Annotated in this window: 16 protein-coding genes; 12 read left to right on the top strand and 4 right to left on the bottom strand. The window is 66.3% G+C overall.

The window, feature by feature from the left end; translation table 11 throughout:
* Positions 1-113: 113 nt before the first annotated feature.
* Positions 114-1,574 (bottom strand): aldehyde dehydrogenase family protein, encoded by a 1,461-nt coding sequence (locus tag HH308_RS17725; protein ID WP_170195558.1) that lies wholly within the window; start codon positions 1,572-1,574, stop codon positions 114-116.
* Between the two features lie 245 nt (positions 1,575-1,819).
* On the opposite strand from HH308_RS17725, the gene HH308_RS17730 reads away from it, so the two are divergent.
* The 3 genes from HH308_RS17730 to HH308_RS17740 are packed head-to-tail and all read left to right on the top strand — an operon-like array spanning position 1,820 to position 5,029.
* Positions 1,820-2,143, top strand: coding sequence for a cupin domain-containing protein (locus HH308_RS17730; protein WP_170195559.1), 324 nt, complete (start codon positions 1,820-1,822; stop codon positions 2,141-2,143).
* Between the two features lie 11 nt (positions 2,144-2,154).
* Entirely contained in the window at positions 2,155-3,567 is a 1,413-nt protein-coding gene (locus HH308_RS17735) for an aminobutyraldehyde dehydrogenase (protein WP_170195601.1), read from the top strand.
* Positions 3,560-5,029 (top strand): APC family permease, encoded by a 1,470-nt coding sequence (locus tag HH308_RS17740; RefSeq protein WP_170195560.1) that lies wholly within the window; start codon positions 3,560-3,562, stop codon positions 5,027-5,029. Before HH308_RS17735 ends, HH308_RS17740 begins: the two co-directional genes overlap by 8 nt.
* A gap of 33 nt (positions 5,030-5,062) precedes the next feature.
* Here HH308_RS17740 and HH308_RS17745 read toward each other — a convergent pair whose 3' ends face one another.
* Complete coding sequence (locus HH308_RS17745) at positions 5,063-6,646, bottom strand: PucR family transcriptional regulator (RefSeq protein WP_170195561.1); 1,584 nt, start codon at positions 6,644-6,646, stop codon at positions 5,063-5,065.
* 93 nt (positions 6,647-6,739) lie between these two features.
* Here HH308_RS17745 and HH308_RS17750 point away from each other — a divergent pair, with 93 nt between their 5' ends.
* Positions 6,740-8,155: an NAD(P)/FAD-dependent oxidoreductase gene (locus tag HH308_RS17750; protein WP_170195562.1), complete on the top strand. Its 1,416-nt coding sequence runs from the start codon at positions 6,740-6,742 to the stop codon at positions 8,153-8,155.
* A gap of 221 nt (positions 8,156-8,376) precedes the next feature.
* On the opposite strand, the gene HH308_RS17755 is transcribed toward HH308_RS17750, so the two are convergent.
* Positions 8,377-9,279 carry a LysR family transcriptional regulator gene (locus tag HH308_RS17755; protein ID WP_170195563.1) on the bottom strand — a complete coding sequence of 301 codons (903 nt, stop codon included), beginning with the start codon at positions 9,277-9,279 and terminating at the stop codon, positions 8,377-8,379.
* A 181-nt stretch (positions 9,280-9,460) separates the two neighbouring features.
* Between HH308_RS17755 and HH308_RS17760 the strand changes: the two genes are divergently transcribed.
* From HH308_RS17760 to HH308_RS17770, 3 genes are read left to right on the top strand one after another with little or no spacing between them, the layout of a single operon-like run.
* Positions 9,461-11,905 (top strand): CaiB/BaiF CoA-transferase family protein, encoded by a 2,445-nt coding sequence (locus HH308_RS17760; RefSeq protein ID WP_211188576.1) that lies wholly within the window; start codon positions 9,461-9,463, stop codon positions 11,903-11,905.
* Between the two features lie 5 nt (positions 11,906-11,910).
* Complete coding sequence (locus HH308_RS17765; RefSeq protein ID WP_376767230.1) at positions 11,911-13,074, top strand: thiolase C-terminal domain-containing protein; 1,164 nt, start codon at positions 11,911-11,913, stop codon at positions 13,072-13,074.
* A 12-nt stretch (positions 13,075-13,086) separates the two neighbouring features.
* A complete protein-coding gene (locus tag HH308_RS17770; protein WP_170195564.1) occupies positions 13,087-13,488 on the top strand; it encodes a Zn-ribbon domain-containing OB-fold protein in 402 nt (133 codons plus the stop codon).
* 4 nt (positions 13,489-13,492) lie between these two features.
* Here HH308_RS17770 and HH308_RS17775 read toward each other — a convergent pair whose 3' ends face one another.
* Positions 13,493-15,001 (bottom strand): hypothetical protein, encoded by a 1,509-nt coding sequence (locus tag HH308_RS17775; protein WP_170195565.1) that lies wholly within the window; start codon positions 14,999-15,001, stop codon positions 13,493-13,495.
* 144 nt (positions 15,002-15,145) lie between these two features.
* Between HH308_RS17775 and HH308_RS17780 the strand changes: the two genes are divergently transcribed.
* The 5 genes from HH308_RS17780 (at position 15,146) to HH308_RS17800 (ending at position 21,907) form a co-directional block, all read left to right on the top strand.
* Entirely contained in the window at positions 15,146-15,601 is a 456-nt protein-coding gene (locus HH308_RS17780; protein ID WP_170195566.1) for a hypothetical protein, read from the top strand.
* Between the two features lie 106 nt (positions 15,602-15,707).
* The gene (locus tag HH308_RS17785; protein WP_170195567.1) at positions 15,708-17,144 is read left to right on the top strand and encodes an MmgE/PrpD family protein; all 1,437 of its coding nucleotides are present in this window, start codon (positions 15,708-15,710) and stop codon (positions 17,142-17,144) included.
* An 85-nt stretch (positions 17,145-17,229) separates the two neighbouring features.
* Entirely contained in the window at positions 17,230-17,601 is a 372-nt protein-coding gene (locus HH308_RS17790; protein ID WP_170195568.1) for a hypothetical protein, read from the top strand.
* A gap of 41 nt (positions 17,602-17,642) precedes the next feature.
* Positions 17,643-18,770, top strand: a complete 1,128-nt coding sequence (locus HH308_RS17795; RefSeq protein ID WP_170195569.1) for a lactonase family protein — start codon at positions 17,643-17,645, stop codon at positions 18,768-18,770.
* A gap of 1,493 nt (positions 18,771-20,263) precedes the next feature.
* Entirely contained in the window at positions 20,264-21,907 is a 1,644-nt protein-coding gene (locus tag HH308_RS17800) for a sigma-54-dependent Fis family transcriptional regulator (RefSeq protein ID WP_170195570.1), read from the top strand.
* The last annotated feature ends 2 nt before the right edge of the window (positions 21,908-21,909 follow it).

The raw sequence follows: 21,909 nt of genomic DNA on the forward strand, positions 1-21,909 counted from the left end.
GTTCACGATAGTGGATCGGTCGCGTGGCGATGATGGATTCGCCGAGGCCCGCTGAGTTGCAGTCGGGCCCCGGCGTCGGGGATTGGTATTGGGGGTCAGGCGTTTCGGGTCCGCTAACGCAGACCCGCCGCCACCTGCGCGGCGGCCCCCGCGGTCATCGCCGCGACACCTTCGACGCGTTCGGGCGCGATCGGCGGAATCAGTGCCGCCGCGACCACGACGGGCAACTCGCTCTGTGCGATGACCCGTTGATGCGAGAAGGTGTCGAACCCGGCCTTGCCGTGGTAGGCGCCCGATCCGCTCATGCCGACACCGCCGAACGGCGCGGCGTCGTTGAGGTAGGCCAGCGCCGTGTCATTTCGCGAGACCGCGCCCGAATTGGTGTTGAGCAGGAACCGCTGGAAGGCGTCGTCGTCGGCGCCGTACCAATACGACGACAACGGATGTTCGCCGCGCGCGACGTATCCGATCGCGTCGTCGACGTCGGCGTAGGTGTGCAGCACGAGCACCGGTCCGAAGATCTCCTCGGAGTTGATCACGGCGTCGGGGGAGGTGTCGACCAGCATCGTCGGCGGGATGCGACGCCGGGCGGCGTCGGGCACCCGGTCCCGCTCGTTGTCGGGCACGATGACGATCTCGGTGGCTCCCTTGGCTTTCGCGTCGTCGATCAGGCCGGTGACCCGCGCGTAGTTGGCGTCGTTGACGATCGACACGACGTCGGGGTTGTCGATGAACGTGGGGAAGTAGGTGAAGACGGCCTTGCGGTACTCGTCGATGAACGCGTCCTTGCCGGATTCGGGAACGAAGGCGTAGTCGGGGCACAGACACACCTGCCCGTTGTTCATCATGCGTCCGGCGGCGATGCGGTTCGCCGCATCGGCGATGTCGGCGTCGGGGGCCACGACCGCGGGGTTCTTTCCGCCGAGTTCGAGAGTGACCGGCACCAGGTTCCGGCCGGCGGCCTCGGCGACGATTCGCCCGACCTTGGGTGACCCGGTGAAGAAGATGTGGTCGAATCGCAGGTTGGAAAAGGCCGTCGCGGTGGCCAATCCGCCGTTCACGACGACGACTTCGTCGGGGTTCATCCGGGTGGCGACCGCCCGCGCGAACACCTCGCCGGTCTCGGGGGTGATGTCGGAGAACTTGATCATCACGCGGTTGCCCGCCGCGAGCGCCTCGACCGTGGGTTTGAATACCAGCAGGATCGGGAAGTTCCACGGGCCGATGATCCCCACGACACCCTTGGGGCGGTTCTGGATCGCCGCGGGTACGCCGCCTTCCATCCCGGCGGGCAGCTCGACGGGCGCCATCCAGGCCTCGACGTTGGCTTTGACGTCGTTGATGCTGGGCAGCGCCGACAGGATGTCGGTCTCCAGGGTCGTGGTCTGCGGACGACTCCCGAAGTCGTTGTTGAGCGCATCGGCCAATTCGCTCGCATGTTCGAGGACGGCGGCGACGAAGCGGTCGATCCGGTCGATGCGGGTTGCGGCGTCGGGAATGGGATCGGTGGCCTGGGCGGCCCGTTGCGCGTCGAGTAGAGCTTGGAGTTCTTCGGCAGTGACGTCGGTGGTCATGATTTCCTTCAATCGACTGGAGATGACGGACGTGGATATGACAGCGATACCGAGTCAAGACTACGAACCCGGCGGATCGTCCCGACGGCGGTTTGGCGTAATCGTCGTCGATCTCGGCGTCGTCTTCGTGCGTTGAACGCGTCCGGTGCAGCACCACCGACCACCCGACGGATCGTCGGAGACTGCACGAGATCACCGACAGATCGTCGGGCACGTGCCAGAGTGTCCCACCTCACAATTGCTGCATGGAACATCTACTCGACACCATCAGCGACCTGCCCGCCGAACCGGTCGACCCCGCGCAAGTGGTCACCGGATCTCCCACGACCGGGTTCCGGGCGCTCGCCGCAGTCGCCGGCGCCGAAGTCGGCGTCTGGGAGATCACCCCCGGAGTGATGACCGACGTCGAGGTCGACGAAGTCTTCGTCATCCTCTCCGGGTCGGCGACCGTGACCTTCGACGACGGCGAAGTGCTCGAACTGCGGCCCGGCGTCGCCGCACGACTGCGTGAAGGCGACCACACCACGTGGACCGTCCACGAGACGCTGCGCAAGGTGTACGTGTCGTGACCGAGACGATCATGAACTTCATCGACGGTCGGTTCGTCGAGTCGGCCACGGACACCTTCATCGAACTGATCGACCCGGCGACCGGCCTGGCCGACGGGCGGTCACCGGTGTCGAACGCCGCCGAGGTCGACGCCGCCTACCGTGCGGCAGCACGGGCGCTGCCCGACTGGAAGCGACTCACACCGGGCCGCAGGCAGAAGTACCTGCTCGACCTCGCCGACGCCCTGGCGGCTCGCAGATCAGACATCGCCGCAGTCCAGGCCCGTGACACCGGTCAGCCGATCCGCTACATCGCCAGTGAAGAGGTCGACCAGGGCGTCGACCAACTCCGCTTCTTCGCCGGTGCCGCGCGGATGTCAGAAGGCAAATCGCAGGGTGAGTACCTGCCGGGCCACACGTCGAGCATCCGGCGCGAACCGATCGGCGTCGTCGGGCAGGTGACACCGTGGAACTATCCGTTCTGCATGGCGATCTGGAAGATCGCGCCGGCGCTGGCGGCCGGCAACACCATCGTGCTCAAACCCAGTGACACCACACCGCGTTCGACGATGCTGCTCGCCGAGATCGCCGGCGAGATTCTGCCCCCGGGCGTGTTCAACGTGGTCAACGGCGACGCGACGACCGGCCGACTGCTCGTCGAGCATCCGGTGCCCGCGCTGGTAGCGATCACCGGCTCGGTCCGGGCCGGAGTCGAGGTCGCCCTCTCGGCGGCGAAGACGCTCAAGCGTGCGCATCTCGAGCTCGGCGGTAAGGCGCCGGTCGTCGTATTCGACGACGCTGACCTGCCCAAGGCCGCGACGGCCATTGCGAATGCGGCGTACTTCAACGCCGGTCAGGATTGCACCGCCGCCACCCGGGTGATCGTGCACGAGCGCGTGCACGACGAACTGGTCGATCTCCTCGTCGCCGCGGCGCGCGCGACGCGCCCCGGCCCGCCGTCGGATGAGACCGCCGACTACGGCCCGCTCAACAATGCACAGCACTTCGCGAAGGTCGCGTCGTACTTCGAGACGCTGCCCGGCCATGCCATCGTCGCAACGGGCGGCACCCGCGTCGGCGACGACGGATTCTTCTTCGCGCCGACCGTCGTGACCGGCGTTCATCAGGACGATCGCATCGTGCAGGAAGAACTGTTCGGGCCGGTGCTGACCGTACAGCCGTTCACCGACGAAGAGAGCGCGATCGCCGACGCCAACGGCGTCGCGTTCGGCCTGGCGGCGAGCATCTGGACCCGCGACCACCACACCGCCGAGCGATTGACCCGTGAACTCGACTTCGGATGCGTCTGGATCAATACCCACCTCCCGTTCGTCTCAGAGATGCCGCACGGCGGGTTCGGAGCATCGGGCTATGGAAAAGACCTGTCGGGCTACGGTTTCGACGATTACACCCGCATCAAGCACGTGATGAGCGCCCATGACTGAGATCCCCGCGACCCAGATCCCCGCGACCCAGATCCCCGCGACCGAGACCCGCAACACCGGGACCACGCATGGCCTCAGCACGAGCACAGTGGTCCGCAAGCAGCTGCGAACTCTGCCGATGGTCGCGATCCTGTACTTCAGCGTGTCCGGCGGACCCTACGGGCTCGAGGCGAGTATCTCGGCGTCGGGGCCGGGAATGGCGCTGCTCATGCTGCTCATCGTGCCGGTCGTCTTCGCGATCCCGTGCGCGTTGATGGTGGCGGAGCTGGGCTCGGCGATGCCGGTCGAAGGCGGCTACTACTACTGGGTGAAAGCCGCGTTGGGGCAGGGCGCCGCGGTCGTTCAAGGGATTTGGAATTGGATTCTGACGTTCCTCGACACCGCGCTGTATCCCATTGTGTTCGCCGACTATCTGTCGAGTTGGATTCCCGGAATCGAACGGGGAAAACATGTCGGACTGAGCGTGCTGGGCGGGACTTTCAGCTTCGATGCGCACTGGCTCGTCACGATCGCGTTCATGATTCCATTGGCGTATCTGAACATTCGCGGGTCCAGGCTGGTCGGTGAGATGTCGACGATGTTGATGATCCTCGTCTTGGCCCCCTTCGTCATCCTGTCGGTCTACGGGTTGATTCATTTCGCGACCAGCGACGCGACGTTGGCGTCGTCGTTCACGATGCCGAATGAGAGTGTGATGTCGTCCTTCGGTCTGGGATTGGGCATCATCATCTGGAATTACATCGGCTGGGAATCGCCGAGCACCATTCTGGGTGAAGTCGACAAGCCGCATAAGACCTATGTCAAAGCGCTGTGGATCAGCGTTCCGCTGATCACCATCAGCTATCTGCTGCCGATGATCGCCGCGCTCGGATCGGGGCTGCACGCCGACGATCCGTCAGCGTGGGCCGACGGCGACTTCGCCGACGTCGGCGCGCTGCTCGCGGGGGATTGGCTCAAGGTCGCGATCATCGTCGGCGCCGTCATCGCGCAGATCGGTCTGTTCTCGTCGTTGCTGATGTCGGGTTCGCGAGTACCGCGTGTGCTCGCCGGCGAAGGCTATCTGCCACGCTGGCTGGCCCACGATCACCGGCGTTACGGAACTCCCGCCCGGGCGATCGTCGTGAGCTGTCTCGTCTTCGCTCTGTTCTGCGCGATGGACTTCTCGGCGCTCGTCAACGCCGACGTGATGGTGAATCTCGCGGCGCTGCTGATGCAGTTCGTCGCACTGATCGTCTTGCGGCGGCGACGCCCCGACATGGCTCGCCCGTATCGCGTGCCGGGCGGAAACTGGGGACTGGCGCTGCTGGTGATCGGTCCGGCGATCTGCACGGCATGGCTGCTGAGCAGTTCGTTCACCGAACAGCCGGAGGCGTTCTGGATCGGGATCGGATTGCTGGCGTTCGGCGTCGTGTCCTATCCGTTGCTGCGGCGTCGGTATTCGGGTGTTCCGACCGTGAGCTGACACCCCGGTTCGCGACGTGTTGGGCGCGGTCGGCTATTCGGCCGCGCCCAGCATGTCGTCGGCGACCAGCGCGACATGCAGGGAAACCCGGATGTCGGGATCGTCGAGGTCGACGCCGAGAATCCGCTCGATCTTGGCGAGCCGGTCGTAGAACGCGGCCCGCGACAGGTGCAGACTGGCCGCGGCGGCGGTCTTGCCCGCCGGGTTGAGCAGTAATGCGCGCAACGCCGACATCAGGTCGGTGGTGTCGGTGCTGTTGGCGCGCAGCGGGGCCAGCTCACGGTCTGCGAACAGGCGAATGCGATCGTCGTCGCCGAAAAGGGAGAGCAGTCCGCGCAAGTGCAAGTCGTCGAGCCGATAGACCAGAGCGGCGGCGTCGGCGGGGACGGCGTCGGCCACTTGAGCGGCTTCCTGCAGGGTCTGCGCGATGTCGGACCGGTCCGCGACCGGACGCCCCGACGCGATCACGACGTCGTGCGCGGCGTGTAACCGTGTCGCGATCCGGTCGGCGGTCACCTCGGCGTCGGCGCTGGGGCTCAGCGACAACAGGATCTGGATGTCCTGGTCGACTTCACAGACGAGCGCCGGGACCTTCGCGGTGTGCGCCGCCCGCACCGCCGACGCCGCCACGTCGACGACGCGCTCACCCGCTCTGGCCGGGCGCTGCGGGCGCACCAGGAGGCCGAGGAATCGTCGCCGGTCGAGGGGAAATCCGACGAGGTCGGCGCGGCTGCGGGCCTCGTGCGAGTGGGGGTTCTCGCGCAGGACGGCCAGTGTTTCGCGGTGTTTGCGGCGGATCACGTTGTCGCGGTCACGGTCGTGCAGGCGATGCAGAGCCAGCGCCGCCCCGGCGCGTTCGGCCACCGCGATGAGCCGCTGCGACGGTGGTTGCGCGGTGCCGATGATCAGTCGGCCCCACACCTGATCCGCCGTGCCCAGCCGCGTGACCAACCAGCCGTTGGTCGGGTCCCAGCCGGTTCGGCCGGCGATGCGCACGCGTGCCGACCGGGTGCGCCACCGATCGAGGAACCCGGCCATGTCCTCGCCGCCGGCGAGGTAGTCGAGCGGGCGGTGCTGCGCGTTCTCCAAGACCACCGGCCCGTCGGCGAGCCGCTCGACGGCCGCGAGGATGTCGGCGGGGCTCGCCTGCGTGAAAGACAACTCGGTGAATGTCTCGTGGACGCGCTGGGCGTCGCGCAACTCCGACAGTTGCGCGTCGACGACGTATTCGCCGATCGCCTGCGTCAGCTCGGCGAAGCGTGTCTCGTGTCGTAGCACGACGAGGGGGATATCGGCCGCCTCACATGCCGCGACGAGGGCAGGCGGCAACTCGTGCCGCCAACGGCGACCCAGTTCGACGACGAGCCCCGCACTGTCGACGTCGGCGAGGCTCTGCGCGAACGCGGTCAGCGCGGACGTGTCGTCGTCGTCGGGCAGCCCGGTGCCCATCGTGAGCAGCAGGTCGCCGGATCGGAGCAACTCCTCGACGTCGGAGCGTTCGGTGGCGTGTGCCCACCGGATCGGCCGCCCGAGCGCGGACTTGCTCGCCACGACGAGCGGCGAGGCCCGTCTAAACGGTGGCAACGTCAAGGCTTCGGCGAGGGTGAGTTGGCTCATCGCCCGTCCTTTCCGACAAGGTGTCGAGTTGAAACGCGACAATCCTACATATTGCCGGTCCCGCGCTGGTGTTTTACCGGAGAGTATTGAGACATGACCTTCACAGCTCCGCATCAGACCGCCTACGAGCGAAACGCCCCCGACGTCCGCGTCGTCGAAGCGGCACTCAAGCCGAGCCGCCACGCGGTGTTCTGGCTCGAGGAGGCCGGAGTGAGCGAGCACTACCCGACGCTCGACGCCGCGGTCGACGCCGATCTGACCGTCGTCGGCGGCGGCTATCTGGGGCTGTGGACTGCGGTACTCGCCAAACGCCGAAACCCCGCGCAGCGCGTGGTGTTGCTCGAGGCGGAGACCATCGGTTGGGCGGCGTCGGGCCGCAACGGCGGCTTCTGCGAAGCGTCGATCACCCACGGGGAGGAGAACGGCCGATCACGCTGGCCCGACGAATACGACCTTCTCGAGCGGATGGGTCTGGAGAACCTGGACGCGATGGAGGCCGACGTCCGCGACCTCGGCATCGAGTGCCAATGGGAGCGGACCGGCACGCTGACCGCCGCCGTCGAGCAGCATCAGTTGCCGTGGCTCGGCGACGACGCGCTGTCGCGTGCGGAAGTCACGTCGATGATCAACAGCCCGTTGTTCCTCGGCGGAGCGGTGGACCGGGACGGGTGCGCGCTGGTCCAGCCCGCTCGGCTGGCGAAGGAACTCGCCCGCATCGCCACCGAATCGGGTGTGACGATCTTCGAGCACTCGGCGGTGACGAGACTCGACAGCACGACGTCGGGACGCACCACGGTCGTCACCAATCGCTCGACCGTCACGACCGACCGAGTCGTGTTGGCCACCAACGTCTTCCGTTCGCTGCTCTGGCAGAACCGGCTGATGACGGTCCCCGTCTACGACTACGTCCTGATGACCGAGCCGCTGTCGCAGGAGCAGCTGGCCTCCATCGGGTGGGAGGGCAGGCAGGGCCTGGCCGACATGGCAAACCAGTTCCACTACTCGCGGCTGACGGCAGACAATCGGATTCTCTACGGCGGCTACGACGCCGTCTACCACTTCGGCAAGAAGCTGAGCGCCGCGCGCGAGGACCGACCGGAGACGTTCACGACCCTGGCGTCGCACCTACTCGCGACGTTCCCGCAGCTGGAGGGCGTGACCGTCAGTCATCGGTGGGCCGGCGCCATCGACACCTGCACGCAGTTCGCCGCGTTCTACGGCCTGGCACGCAGGGGCCGGGTTGCCTACGCGGCGGGATTCACCGGATTGGGCGTCGGCGCAACACGGTTCGCCGCCGAGGTACTGCTCGACCTGCTGTCGGGAACGTCGACGCCGCGCACCGAACTGCAGATGGTGCGCAAGCGCCCGCTGCCCTTCCCGCCGGAACCGGCCGCCGCCGCCGGGATCAATCTCACCCGCTGGGCACTCGACCGCGCCGACCATCGCGAAGGCAACCGGAATGCGTTCTTGCGGACGCTGGACGCGATGGGGTTGGGCTTCGATTCTTAGTAATGTGTCGCACTTGAAGAGTTGTATGACGTTGCGTTCCTCTGCCGGTTGAGCGAGCGGAGCGAGTCGAAACCCCCACCGGCCGGGCAATGACGAAACCCGCGGCGGCACAGTGGTTTCGACTCGGCTTCGCCTCGCTCAACCAGCAGGATGCGGCGAGGCAGGGGTGCGCAAGATATCAATACCATTAGGCGCGACGCACCACCAGTGTCTCGGGGCGCCTACAGATTTCTGGGGCCGGCGTCGACGTCGAGTGCCGACACAACACCGTCGATCGCGTCCCGATGCAGGAAGTCCCCGCTCCGCGACACCAACCCCACCTCGGAAATCAACTCACCTTCGGCGATGGGGTGGGTGGTGATCTTCTTCCCGTCGAGGAAACGCGCCGCGGGCGGCATGTCTTTGACGACGGCGATGAGCATCAATTCACCGGTTCGACGCATTCGCGCCTCCAATCCGATGAGGTCGCGCAGGTCTACCTCGGCCACCGATCCGACGCCGGCACCCGACAATGCGTCGTAGACACCGCCGATGAATGCCGGCTGGAGATTGCCCGGCATCGTCAACAGGTCGCGGCCGGACAGATCCGCCAGTACCAACGGCCGATCGTCCGGCAACCCGCTGTCGATGGCCGATGCGACGGCGTACCGGTATCTCGCCAGCGGGACCGTGCGCAATCCCGGCGCCTGGATCGGCAGATGGACCAGAGCGAGGTCGAGCTCACCGTGGCGCATCGCGTCGATCAGGACCGACGACGACTCCGAGACGAATTCCGGGTCGGCGCCGTGGTCGCCCGCCGCGTCGGTGAAGCGTTGGGTCAGCACGGTCGACGTCCACGGGGTGCCGCCGATGCGTAGTCGCGGCTGGTCGCGTCCGTCGGCGAATCGCTGCGCGTGCTCGGCCTGCGCGAGCATCTCCACCGCGAGCGGGAGGAATTCGTCACCGAACGAGGTGCGCTCGAATCGGTGGTACTTGCGCTCGAACAAGTCACGCCCGAGTCCCCGTTCCAGTTCACGGATCGTGCGGCTCAACGGCGACGGAGTAATGCGCAGCTTCTCTGCGGCAGCGGTGATCGTGCCCTCCCGCGACACCGCGACGAATGCCCTCAACTGCGAAAACTCCACCGGCTGAGTCTAATCGGCAGGTGGAATCGCGGTTCGCTGCGGTGCGACCACCGACACTTTGCGCATATTGGCACCTACCGCGGACGAAAACGGCACGACGCCGCTGCCCGACTTTGCGCTGTACGCGACGGGCGTCGCGCCAGCACAGTGGAGGGGAGTCCACGCGTGAAGGGAGCAGCTCATGTCGCCGACTGAGCCGTCAGCAGATCGGCCGCCAGCAGATCGGCCGTCGATCGACCGTCCACTGACCGGCATCCGGGTCATCGACGCCGTCGACGGCCCGATGCAGACCGTCGGGCGCATTCTGTCCGATCTGGGCGCGGAGGTACTGCGCATCGAACCACCGACCGGCTCACCCGCCCGCAGCGCCGGTGTGCTGCACGGCGATCGGAGCCTCACCTTCGACCTGCGCAACGCGGGCAAACAGAGCATCGTCGTCGATCTGACGACCGCCGACGGACGCCGGACGCTGCGCGACTTGGCCGCCGACGCCGACCTCGTCATCCGCGACGGCGTCGCCCACGCCGACCTCGCGTCGTCGACGCTGCGCGAACGCAATCCGCTGCTCGTCGTCCTCGACATCAGCGATTTCGGGTCGTTCGGCGACCGCGCCGGCTGGTCTGCGACGCCGGATGTGCACGCCGCAGTGAGCACGGTGCTTTCCCGCTCGGGGCTGCCCGACGTCGAGGAGCCGCTGCTGCCGCCGGAGTTGCTGCTCTACGAGTCGGCTGCTGTGCAAGCGGTCTGGACGGCCATGTTGGAGCTGGCCCACGTCCGGGCCACCGGTGTCGGCGACGTCGCCGACTTCTCGGTGTCCGAGGGTCTCCTGCAGATTCTGGACCCGGTCTTCGGTGTCAGCGGCAGCGCCCGTGCGGGTGTCGCCCTCACCGACCTGCCGCGCGGCCGGCCCGACGCCCGCCACTACTACCCGATGTTCGCCGCCGTCGACGGCATGGTGCGCATCTGCGTTCTGTCCCGTCGCCAGTGGCGCGGGATGTTCGAATGGCTCGGCAGCCCACCGGAATTCGCCGACCCCGAGTTCGACAAGGTGACCAGCCGCTACCGGGCCAAAGATCGCCTGTACCCGGCGATCGCCGCGATGTTCGCGACTCTGTCCGTCGACGACGCCGTCGAACAGGGGCAGCGGTTCGGCGTCCCGACGGCGGGCCTGGCGTCGTCGCGAGAAGTGCTGGCGCAGCGGGCATTCAGTGAAAACGGGTCGTTCGAACCGTGCACCGTCGGCGACCAGCCGGCACTGCGGCACTCGGGTTGGTACGAGATCGACGACACCCGCATCGGCGCCAAGGCCGGGGCGCCGGAGCTCGGGGCGGGCTCGGCGTCGAACAGTCGCACCGGTGTCCCGATCGCCGACGACGCGCGGCCCGGTCGACGCCCCTTCGACGGGCTGCGGGTCCTCGACCTCGGGGTGATCGTCGTCGGCGCCGAACTCGGCCGGCTGTTCGGCGACTACGGCGCGGAGGTGATCAAGATCGAATCGTCGGCGTTCCCGGACGGGTCGCGGGTGATACCCCGCCACGCACCGATCACCGAGAGCGCGAGTTGGGGCTTCCGCAATCGAAAGAGCCTGGGGCTCAATCTTCGTAGCGACGAGGGCCGCCGAATCTTCGCCGATCTGGTCCGCACCTCCGACGTCGTGCTGACGAATTTCAAGCCCGGGACGCTCGCCAAACTCGGCTTCGACATGGACGCGCTGCTCGACCTCAATCCGGGCATCATCCTGTCCGAGTCGAGCGCGTTCGGCAATCATGGCCCGTGGAGTCGGCGTCTCGGCTACGGTCCACTGGTCCGCGCGAGTGCGGGACTGTCCGGGCTGTGGTCCTACCCGGGCGAATCCGACGGTTACAGCGACGCGATCACCGTCTTCCCCGACCATCTCGTCGCCCGCCTCAACGCGTCCGCGATCGTCGCGCTGCTCATGCGCCGCGACCGCACGGGTCGTGGTGGTCGGGTCAGCACCGCACAGGTCGACGCGATCTTCGCAGCGATGGCCGATCATCTACTCGCCCAATCGCTCGACGCCGAGCGGGAACTGCGCCCGGAAGGAAACGACCGCGGTATCGATGCGTTCCGGGGCCTGTATCCAGCCGCGGGAACCGACGAATGGCTTGTCGTCGACGCGGTCGGCGACGATCAGTTCGCGGCCGTCGCATCGCTGATCGGTCGATCCGAGATGCGTGCCGACCCGCGTTATGCCACCGCGCAGTCTCGCTGGGAGAATCGCGCCGAACTGCGAAAGGTGTTGTCGGAGTGGACGAGTACCCGAACTCCGTTCGACGCCGCAGCGCACTTGCAGGCCGCCGGCGTGCCTGCGGGACCGATGATGCGCATCCCCGACATCGAAGCGGACCCGCATCTACGCGGCCGGGGTGTGTTCGGGGAATTGATCCAACCGCAACTCGCCGGCGGATTGATCACCAATCTCGGCGAGGCGCGGACGCAGAACCTGCGCCCACCGCTGCTGCAGCCCGCTCCGCTGATCGCCGAACACACCCGTGGCGTGTTGCGCGACGTGTTGGGCTCGACCGACGACGAGATCGCGCGATTGATCGAACTCTCGGTTCTCGAAGACGATGTGCAGGCGGCGAAACCCGCTGTGAAAGGCTGATGATCATGATGACAGAACGCGCCGCCATCGCCGGCCTCGGTATGAGCGAGATCGGAAAAGTGTACGGCCACAAGGCGAGTGACTTCGCATCGATCGCCGTGCACAACGCCGTCGCCGACGCCGGGCTGGCCCTGAGCGACGTCGACGGGCTCATCGTGTCCAGTGGCATCGGGTCGGGGGTCAACGTGAGCCTCGCCGCGAAGATGGGACTCACCGACCTCAATCTGCTGACGTCGATGCAGGCCTTCGGATCCACCGCGGCCCAGATGGTCCAATACGCCGCGATGGCCGTGCAGTCGGGGATGGCCCAGACCATCGCGATCGTCTGGGCCGATGATCCGTTGAAGGAGAATGTCGGGTCGGGCGCGGTGTATCGCGCGTCGTCGAGCAAGGCGCCGTCGGGGTGGTGGGGCCTGATGGCGACCAGCGGAATCACCAGTCAGAACACGCATTATGCGCTGGCCGCGCAGCGGCACATGGCAGCCTACGGCACCACCAACGATCATTTCGGCGCGATCGCAGTCGCCCAGCGCGAGTGGGCCGCACTGAATCCGTTGGCGCAGTTGAGAACTCCGATCACGCTGGCGGACTATCACGCGTCGCGGTGGATCGTCGAGCCTTTTCACCTCTATGACTGCTGCTTGGTCTCCAATGGCGCTGTGGCACTGGTGATCACGTCGCTGGAGCGGGCGCAGGCGCTGGCCCAGCCGCCGGTTGAGGTACTCGGCTGGGCGCAGTCGCACCCGGGACGTCCGGTGATGCGCAACGACGACTTCGGGCTGGTCAGCGGTGCGGCGCGATCGGGGCCGGCCGCGCTGCGCATGGCGGACACGAGTGTCGACGAGATCGACCTCGTCGAGATCTATGACTGCTACACATTCACGGCGATGATCACCGTCGAGGACTACGGTTTCTGCGCGAAGGGCGAGGGTGGACCGTTCCTCGCCGAGGCCGGGCGGCTCGGCCCGGGCGGCAGTTTCGCGATGAACACCGGCGGCGGAGAATTGTCGGGCTACTACCTGTGGGGGATGACCCCGCTGTCGGAAGCCGTCATCCAAGTACGTGGCCAGGCGGGTGAACGCCAAGTGGCCCGACATGATCGAGCGATGGTGTCAGGCAACGGCGGCACCCTCGACCATCATGCGACATTGGTCCTCGGGACCGTCTGAAGGAGAATCATCATGGCATTGTTTCCCGTACGTCGAGACGCGGCGTCCGACGACTTCTTCACCGCGACCGCGCGGGGTGAGTTCCCGCTGATCCGCGACCTGCAGACCGGCGACTATCTCGATCCCCGCAATGGTGCCGGGCGAGACCCCGACCGATACAAACAGGTGGCGGCAGCGGGGACGGCGACCATCGTGTCGTGGTCGGTCCCGCACGCGAAGTCGGCCGGCAGCGGCACCGAACGGCAAGTCGTAGTGGGCATCGTGGCGCTGACCGAAGGGCCGTGGTGGTGGGCCGAACTGCGCGGCGTCGACCCCGATCACGACTTGACGGGCCGCCCGGTCGAGGTGCGGTTCGAGAAGTCGGGCGAAGGCGAGCAGGACGAGGTGGTGCCCTACTTCGTCGCCGCCGGATAGCGGTTCACGGCTCGGGTACGACGACGTCGACCGTGTCGGGCCACTGCATCGAGCCGCCCATGTCGGAGATCCGTACGAGTTCGCCCGCTGATGCGAGCCAGATCGTGCCCGACGCATCCACGGTCACCGACGGGCCCGACGACAGGACCGGAGCCACATGAACTGGCTGCAAGCGTGCCCGATCGAGAATCGTGACCAGCCAGAACTTGCCTCGGCTCAGGTCGTACTCGACCGGTCCCGCCAGCGGCCACCAGGTTCGACCGCACCGAGTGGGCGGATGGCCGATGATCCAGATGTACTCGCCGACGGTTCCGGCACCGAAGAACGAGCGTGGCACGGACCTGGTGGTACCGATGTCGAGATCGGTTGTGACCGAGCTGAATCCGTCTTGGTGGGCGAGTGTCAACGGATTGCCGAGGAGTTGTGTAATCCCGATCGAGCGATGCGGGGTGTCCAGGACCGGGCCCGCAGTGCATACGCCGGCCGGGTCGACCCGGATCAACCTCAGGCGACGTCGACTGGCGTTGCGCACCTCGAGCAACACGACGATGCCCTCGGCGTCGGCGACCGCGCTGACGGGTGTGCCATCCGGGGGTTCGACGGGTAGGGCGTCGCCCCGCGGCGTGTGGATCTGCCAGGGACCGGTCGCAGTACACGCGAGGAGCCACTCACCATTGACGGCGCAGACGGTGGTGCCGATGTCACTCACTCGACGGCCGATCCGAGCGTCGAGGTCGACTCGAAAGGTACCGTCGGAGCCGCCGACCCAGCATCCGGTCGGCGTCGCCCATACGCGTCGGCCGTAGGTTACCGGCGCTGGTAGCAGATGCATTGTGGGCGTGGCATTTCCGTCGATGCATGCGACCGCGGGAAGCGCTCGGTCGACGACCCAGATACGCGTCTGGACCGCGGACACCGAGCCCGTGACGAAGTCTCTGCGCAGCGGTAGTTCGGGAACGTCGTCGAGATCGAGCGTGATGAGCACGCCGATCTCGGCGCGCGCCGGACTGGGCGGGGCGTCGTCGTGGCGTTCGTCGTCGAAGAAGCGAGGTGACCGTTGCACGCTGCGGTAGTCGCGTCGATTGGGAATCGAAGCCCAGCGCTCGCGGGTGTCGACCCGATTCCAGTACTCGATGGCGACGTCGACCTTCGTCACGCGTCCCCGCACGCTACCGGAGGAGTCGATACCGATCACGCCCGTGAACTGGCCCGTCACCTCCACCCGCCCGGTCCGCGGCCGGGGTCCATACCAGGTCGCGGTCCAGCCGTCGCCGCGGAGCAGTCCGCGCCACCACCACGACGTCTCGCGCTGTATGGGATCGCGTCCGTCGGGTTCGAGTGTCGCGCGTACCGTCGTCGAATCAGGTTGTCCCGCAGATGTTTCGACGAACAGCAGTGGAAACGACGTCACCTCGCCGACGGCGGGCGGTTCGATCTGGCCGTCTTCGACGGCGAGCCGGTCGACGAGGACGGTCAGCGTGCGAGTGCTCGCACTTTCGCGTGCCGGCGTCATATGCCTTTGCGGAATTCGGACATCGATCGACCATATCAGGCAGTCTGGACAGATGACTACGTCGAATGCCCCAGCCTGCCGCCGAGATCGAGGCCGGTGGCACAGTCGGTGAGCGAGGAGCCCGATCACCGAACTCCGGCCCGAATGCTGCTCATACTGGTGATGGTCATCGGTTTACTGGCCGGACCGGTGGCGCTGGGTTGGTACGCTCTGAGATCTTTCGACCGCGGAATGTCAGTACATACCTACGAATCCGTGGATGCTGCGCGGAGTCTGGCCCGCGCCCTGGGTCTGGCGTTGGCCGACGATGATCACGTCGACTACGGGGAGTACACCAGCGCGTTTCGCGATCCGGGCGCCTACCTCGTCGTCGACACGTCATCACCGCAGCGGTTGGCGCGGATCGTTCACGACTCCGGCCTGCCCGCTCCGACTCCGGTGCCGACCGAGGTGTCGCTGCGGTCAGTAGGGCAGCACGGTCCGCCCCGCACGCCGACGCTGCTCACCTCGACCGTGCAGCGAAATGGGAACTACCTCACCGCGTGCTGGGATCCTGTCCGCGCACCGCGTCGACTCTATGTCAGCGCTTTCGAAACGTGAATCGGCATCTGCCCATCGGCGGATAAAAGTACGACCTACGGCAGATGTGCCTAACGCCCCGTCGAGTACAGACTGAGAGATACTTCGACAAGCAAGGGGTCAACTGATGCCGACAATCGTGGAGCGACTGGCCGAGTTCGCCTCCCAGACGACGCTGGACGCGCTGCCGGACGCGGTAGTGTCCGAATCGAAACGAATCCTGCTCGACACTCTCGGATGTGCGGTCGCATCGCTCGACGACGTCGCGGCACAGCGCGGCGTCGCATTCGGTCAACAACTCGGCGGGGAGCGGGGACCGGCGTCGATCCTGGGAACGTCGCGGTCGACGTCGGTGGGCGGCGCCGCATTCGCCAACGCCGAGTTGGTCAACGCTCTGGATCAGGACGCCGTTCTGCCGCCGGGACATGTGACGCCCTACGTTGTCCCGGGCACGCTGGCGACGGCGGAAGCCTCGAACGTCTCCGGCGAGCGGTTGCTGGCGGCGATCGCCGTCGCGCACGAGATGTCGTTCCGGATCGGCAAGGCGACCGACTATCTCCGCGACATCAAAGACGGCGTTGTGACGATTCCGAAGGTCATCGGCTACAGCAGCACGCTGTTCGGCGGGACCGCCGGAATCGGTGTGGTGAAAGGCTTTTCGGTCGACACGATGGCCGATGCCCTCGGCATCATGGGATCGACGATGCCGACCAACACGCAGCGGGCCTGGATGATGCACGCGCCGTCGACCACGATCAAATACCAACTCGCCGGCGGGCTGGCGCTGTCCACGGTGACCGCCGCGGCGATGGCCGAGCTCGGCCACACCGGTGATCGCCAGATGCTCGACGACCGCGAATTCGGCTTTCCCCGCTTCATCGGCACCACACGCTGGGAGCCCGCGCCGATCACCGCCGACCTGGGCGAGGAATGGACGTTCACCCAGTTCCAGGCGTTCAAGCCCTACCCGCACTGCCGCGTCATGCACGGTCTGTTCGACGCACTGATCGAGATCGTGACCGAGAACGACATCGCCCCGCACGAGATCGACTCCATCGACGCGTGGGGCGAGAGCTTCGTGATGCAACCCGTCTGGGTGAACGAAGACATTCGCAATCCCCGCGACGCACAGTTCTCGATGACCCATGGACTGGCTCTGGCGGCGCATCGGATTGCGCCCGGGAAGGACTGGCAGACCGACCACGCGGTGCACGACCGATCGGTACTCGACCTGATGACGCGATCGACTTTCCACGCTCATCCCGACTTCGCGCAGGCGCTCGCGGCCGATCCGTCAGCTCGCACCACCCGCCTCGAACTGACTGCCCGCGGTACGACCTTCACCGGCGATCGGCAATATCCGAAGGGCGTCCTGTCGCCCGACCCGGAGACGTACCTGACCGACGATGAGCTGATCGCCAAGTTCCGCCACAACGTCGACGGTGTGCTCAGTGCGGCCGACGCCGACCACGTCATCGACGCGGTCTTCGACCTCGAACACGTCGCCGGCGTCGCCGACATGATCGCGCGGGTACGCCCGGCGAAGGTTGGCCGCCCCGACTGAGAATGTCCAAGAATCTGGACAGGCACGGGTGTTGATTCCGAGCACGATTCATGAGGAGGGATACACCCGACCGAAAGGAATCAACATGAGCTTCACACTCGACAAAGCCACCGCGGAACTCGCGGACAACTGGGTCAAGGCACTGTCCGACATCGATTTGTTCATCGAGATCGCGACCGAGGACTGCCTCGTCTGGCACAGTGCCGATGACCTGTGGGTCTCCGTGCCCCAAGCTGTCGCTGCCGTCTACGAGCGATCCACGGACGGCGTCGTCCCGACCTTCGTGCCCGAGGGAATCACCTTCACCGAGAAGGGCTTCTTCAACGAGTGCTCCACCGAGGTGTCGATGGGCGGTCAGATGATGAAGCTTCATTTGATTCAGCTGGTGGAAGCCAAGGACGGCAAGGCGATTCGCGTGAAGGAGTACATCGGTCCCGAGATGGGTGTGCAACCCTGATCCGTTCGGCGTTGACGACCATTGGCAGGGAAGGGACGTGCATGAAGCAGGGGCGAGTACGACAACGGGCGAAACGTCGGGTCACGGTGACGGCGCTGGTGGCAGCGTCGCTGGTTCTCCTCGCCGGAGCGCCGGCGGCGGCAGCGCCGCCACCGTCCGATCCGGCCTTCCTGCTGGTGGGCGGAACTGGGTCGGGAGCTCTTTCGGTTCTGCGTGAGCAGAACGGTCGGTTGTCGCGGGTCGGTGCGCCGATGCCGATCGAGGCCGGCACGTTGGCCGTCGCTGTCAGCCCGAGGGGACGCTATGTCTATGTCGCACATACCATTTCGGGAACGCTTCAAGGGTGGCGGCTGTCCGGCAGCGGGACGCTGACGCGGCTGCCACATACCCGGATCGTGCCGGGTAAGCCCGTCGTCGGGGCGGTGGTGAGCCCGGACGGACGCCGTCTGTTCGTCACCTCGGGCGGCGTCACCAACGCGATCACCAGCTACCTCATCGCGCCCGACGGATCGCTGCGCGCAACGGGTGAGACGTCGATTCCCGGTGCGACGAGCGGCCTGTCGATCCCGACGGTGTCGCCCGACGGCCGCTTCGTCTTCGCGCCGAGCTTCATCGGCGCGACGATGAACTCCTTCCGCGTCGGATCCGACGGCTCGCTGCACCCGGTGGGACCGACGATGCGCACCGGCGACCGTCCGGCATTGCCTTCGGTTACGCCCGACGGCCGGTTCCTGTACATCACCAACGAGGGCACCAACGACATCTCCGGGTGGTCCATCGCGTCCGACGGCACGCTGCGGTCGATCGGAACGGTTGCGACAAAAGTGCTGCCCCACGGGATGGCCATCAGCGCAGACAGCAGGTATCTGTACCTGCCGCAAACCGGTGGCCCCGGAGTCAGCGGCTTCCGCATCGGCGGTGATGGAACGCTGACAGCGTTGCCGTCGGCCGACGCGCCAAGCCCTGCCGGTCACTTCCCGGGCCGTGTCGTGCTGAGCCCGGATGGCAAGTGGCTCTACGTGATTGACACGTTGACGGTGTCCGGTACGGAGAAGGTGTTCACGTACCGGGTGGAACCAGGTGGACGGCTCGCGCCGACCGGCTGGCCCGCGGTCGACACCGGTGTGGTGTTCTCCGACGGCGCGACGGGCGTGTTCGTGACCGCGTAGTGGGGGTGTCCGTGGCTAAACGGTCGGAACTGCCCGCGGGCGTTCGACCGTGGCCGTGGTCGCAATATCGGAGGTACGGTTCGTCGCTCGTGCCGGGGCACGGGTTGAGATGGACTCGCGTCTCTTGTGCACCAGTGGTATCGCACTTAAAGAGTTGTATGGCGTTGCGTTGCTCTGCCGGTTGAGCCTGGTTTCACCGGTTGGGGGCACTCCATCTGCTGGTTGAGCCGCGAGGAGCGCTAGCGACGAGCGTGTCGAAACCTCTGTACCACAATGCATTTGATGGTAGCGCACTTGTCGAACTGTGATGGTATCGAACATCGAGGGGTGTGCACCCAAGCCGAGCAGGTGCGGCGAGAAGGGGTGGACACGCGTCACTTGCCGGGTGTCATCGACGATATTGGCGCGCATCATCGAAAGTCGTTGTGGCTGAGAGGTTTCGACACGGACGCGGCTAGCGCTACTTCGACTCGGATAGCGCCTCGCTCAGCACGGCGCTCGTCCGGCTCAACCAGCGGAGCGGGTGTCATCGGTGGATCCAGGTTGAGCGAGCGGAGCGAGTCGAAACCCCATCCGCCGAGCAATGACGAATCCCGCAGCGTCACAGTGGTTTCGACTCGGCTTCGCCTCGCTCAACCAGCAGGAAGTGGCGAAGCGGGTTGCGCGCAATGCGTTTGCGCGGCGGTAGTCGAACTCCCGCGGCGGTAACTCGTTCCCGCGGACGTAAACCACCGCAGCGGGAAGGGGTTACGGTGGCGCGAATTCGGTTACCGCAGTGGGACATCGGCCACCGCAGTGCGAACGATTAGCACACGAAGAATAGACGAGGCGAGCATCGAGCCGCCGTCTTGTTGCGCTGCCGCAGCAGCATCGCGTCGGCAGTGTCCGACGCACGCCGGACCGCCGAAGGCGCCCACCACTACCCGCGGTGCCATGGTCTTGCGACCGACACCGCGATTGACCGACACCGACACCGCGGAACGCTCACCTGACAATCCCGACTGCAGCATCCATACAACCCTCAACCGCCCCAGCAGTGACAACGAATCGATTCACCCCGGTGACCGCCCCGACACTGCCATCGCATCGCTACCGGAAACTGGACGCGACACCACCACCACCAGCGGAATGTCGCAGTTGAACAGTGCGGTATCGCCGCCCGCTGGCCCGGGCGGCCGATTGCACTCTGCCCCGTCACCGGCGCCGGGGGGGACATTCACCCCGTCACCGCTGAGCAGGCAGTTTCCAATCAGCCCCAGCGCATTCTGCCCGGCGGATCACACTCACCGCACCCTCAACACGAGGTATGCGTCAACGAAACGAAGTGGACGTTGGCAGTCATGGATAACGACAACACCTAAACCTCGGTAGCTGCCGATGGCTATCAAAGTGCGGGATCGCACAATCTGCACATTATATATTGTGAGCTGTGGCATACTGAGCCACGGCTGGCGTCTCCGGCCGGTTCTCACGTGTTTGGCGAGGTGATGCAGATGGACGACGTGCTGACACGTCCTGCGATAGAGGTGCGACGAGCCCCGGCTCCCAGCGTGCGTGATGTCGCGATCGGAGCCGCGTGGACGCGGTCGCGACTCAACCGCGTCGACGAATCGGTTCTCCCGACGCCCTGCGAGTCGTTCGACGCAGCGTCGAGCCGTCTGCTGCGCGCCGCGCGTCCGGTCCTGAACCGAGCGGCCCAAGATCTTGCCGACACGCAACTCGGACTGGTGCTGGCCGACCATGACGCGCGCGTCCTGCATACCCGATTCGAAGAGAAGCGCTTACGAGATGGGCTGGGGGAGTTGGGTATTGTACCCGGCACCCGGCTGGGTGAAGACGTCGTTGGCGCAAACGCGATCGGTACACCGCTGGAGATCCGCAGGGGCCTGCTGATGTACGGCGCCGACCACTATATGACCGCGTTTCGCGACTTCACCTGCTACGGCCATCCCATCGTCAATCCGGTGACCAAACGTGTCGAGGGTGTGATGAACATCGGTGGCATCTCCGAACAGCACGGGTTGTTCGGGGTCGTCGTCAAGCAGCTGGTCGCTGACATCGAGGCGCGGTTGGCAGAATCCGCGGCGGACTCCCACCGCCGACTGGTCGCCACATTTCACGCGGCATCTGGGCGTGGCAGACGACGGCCCGTCGTCTTGGTCGCGGACAACCTCGTCCTCGCCACTCCCGCGGCGCTCGACCTGCTCGATACCGCCGACCATGCCGTGCTTCGCGCCGTCGCCGACGAGGTGCGTTCGACGTCGCGACCGGCCGGCCGCGACGTCGAACAACGTGTGACGCTGGCGTCGGGTCGGTCGCTGGACCTGCGGTGTACGGCGGTCGACGACGCCGATGCCGTGCTGGTGGATCTGATCACCTCGCCGGAGTCGTCGGGCGCTCTGGCGGCGGGCCGACAGCTCGATACGCCGCTGCTCGTCGTCGGCGAGACAGGTTCGGGGCGAAAGACTTTCGCGCGTCGGCAGGCCGGCGCAGACGCTGCGACAATCGACGCCGCAGACGTCGCCTGGCATGGTGAACAGGCGTGGTGCACCGCGATCCGGGACATGCTGGCCGCGTCGGCACCGGGGCTCATCGTCGAAAACGTACACCTGCTGCCGCCGTTGGTCACCGCGGCGGTGGCCAAGGCGCTGGCGACGTCGGAGCGTCGGGTGGTGCTCACGGCGTCGGGCAGCGATCGCCTCGCCGATGACATCGCACCCATCTTGGCCCAGTGTGTCGCCCGCGAAGATCTGGTGCCGCTGCGCAATCGCCCCCACGAGATACCGCACTTGGCGCAGCAGATGCTTGCGCAGATCGCGTCGAGCAACACGAGTCGACTCACCGCGGAGACGTTGCGGGTGTTGTCGGCTCAACGGTGGCCGGGCAACCTGACCGAACTGCGGCGCGTCATCGAGGGATTGGTACGGGTGCGCTCGGTGGGGGACATCATCCCGGCCGACCTGCCACCGAGCCATCGGCAGGTGGCAGTCCCGAATTCGCCTGTGCAGCAGGCGGAACGAGAACTGATCTCGGCTGCGATCGACGCGGCGGGCGGTAACAAGGTACGTGCCGCCCGCGCGCTCGGTGTCAGTCGCTCGACGCTGTACAACAAGATGCGAGCACTCGCGATGGCCTGAGG

The sequence above is a fragment of the Gordonia asplenii genome, assembly GCF_012933505.1.
Classification (GTDB): domain Bacteria; phylum Actinomycetota; class Actinomycetes; order Mycobacteriales; family Mycobacteriaceae; genus Gordonia; species Gordonia asplenii.

Coding starts and splice junctions, on each gene's coding strand:
- HH308_RS17725 (WP_170195558.1), bottom strand. CDS start 1,574: ATGACCACCGACGTCACTGCCGAAGAACTCCAAGCTCTACTCGACGCG.
- HH308_RS17730 (WP_170195559.1), top strand. CDS start 1,820: ATGGAACATCTACTCGACACCATCAGCGACCTGCCCGCCGAACCGGTC.
- HH308_RS17735 (WP_170195601.1), top strand. CDS start 2,155: ATGAACTTCATCGACGGTCGGTTCGTCGAGTCGGCCACGGACACCTTC.
- HH308_RS17740 (WP_170195560.1), top strand. CDS start 3,560: ATGACTGAGATCCCCGCGACCCAGATCCCCGCGACCCAGATCCCCGCG.
- HH308_RS17745 (WP_170195561.1), bottom strand. CDS start 6,646: ATGAGCCAACTCACCCTCGCCGAAGCCTTGACGTTGCCACCGTTTAGA.
- HH308_RS17750 (WP_170195562.1), top strand. CDS start 6,740: ATGACCTTCACAGCTCCGCATCAGACCGCCTACGAGCGAAACGCCCCC.
- HH308_RS17760 (WP_211188576.1), top strand. CDS start 9,461: ATGTCGCCGACTGAGCCGTCAGCAGATCGGCCGCCAGCAGATCGGCCG.
- HH308_RS17765 (WP_376767230.1), top strand. CDS start 11,911: ATGATGACAGAACGCGCCGCCATCGCCGGCCTCGGTATGAGCGAGATC.
- HH308_RS17770 (WP_170195564.1), top strand. CDS start 13,087: ATGGCATTGTTTCCCGTACGTCGAGACGCGGCGTCCGACGACTTCTTC.
- HH308_RS17775 (WP_170195565.1), bottom strand. CDS start 15,001: ATGACGCCGGCACGCGAAAGTGCGAGCACTCGCACGCTGACCGTCCTC.
- HH308_RS17780 (WP_170195566.1), top strand. CDS start 15,146: ATGCTGCTCATACTGGTGATGGTCATCGGTTTACTGGCCGGACCGGTG.
- HH308_RS17785 (WP_170195567.1), top strand. CDS start 15,708: ATGCCGACAATCGTGGAGCGACTGGCCGAGTTCGCCTCCCAGACGACG.
- HH308_RS17790 (WP_170195568.1), top strand. CDS start 17,230: ATGAGCTTCACACTCGACAAAGCCACCGCGGAACTCGCGGACAACTGG.
- HH308_RS17795 (WP_170195569.1), top strand. CDS start 17,643: ATGAAGCAGGGGCGAGTACGACAACGGGCGAAACGTCGGGTCACGGTG.
- HH308_RS17800 (WP_170195570.1), top strand. CDS start 20,264: ATGGACGACGTGCTGACACGTCCTGCGATAGAGGTGCGACGAGCCCCG.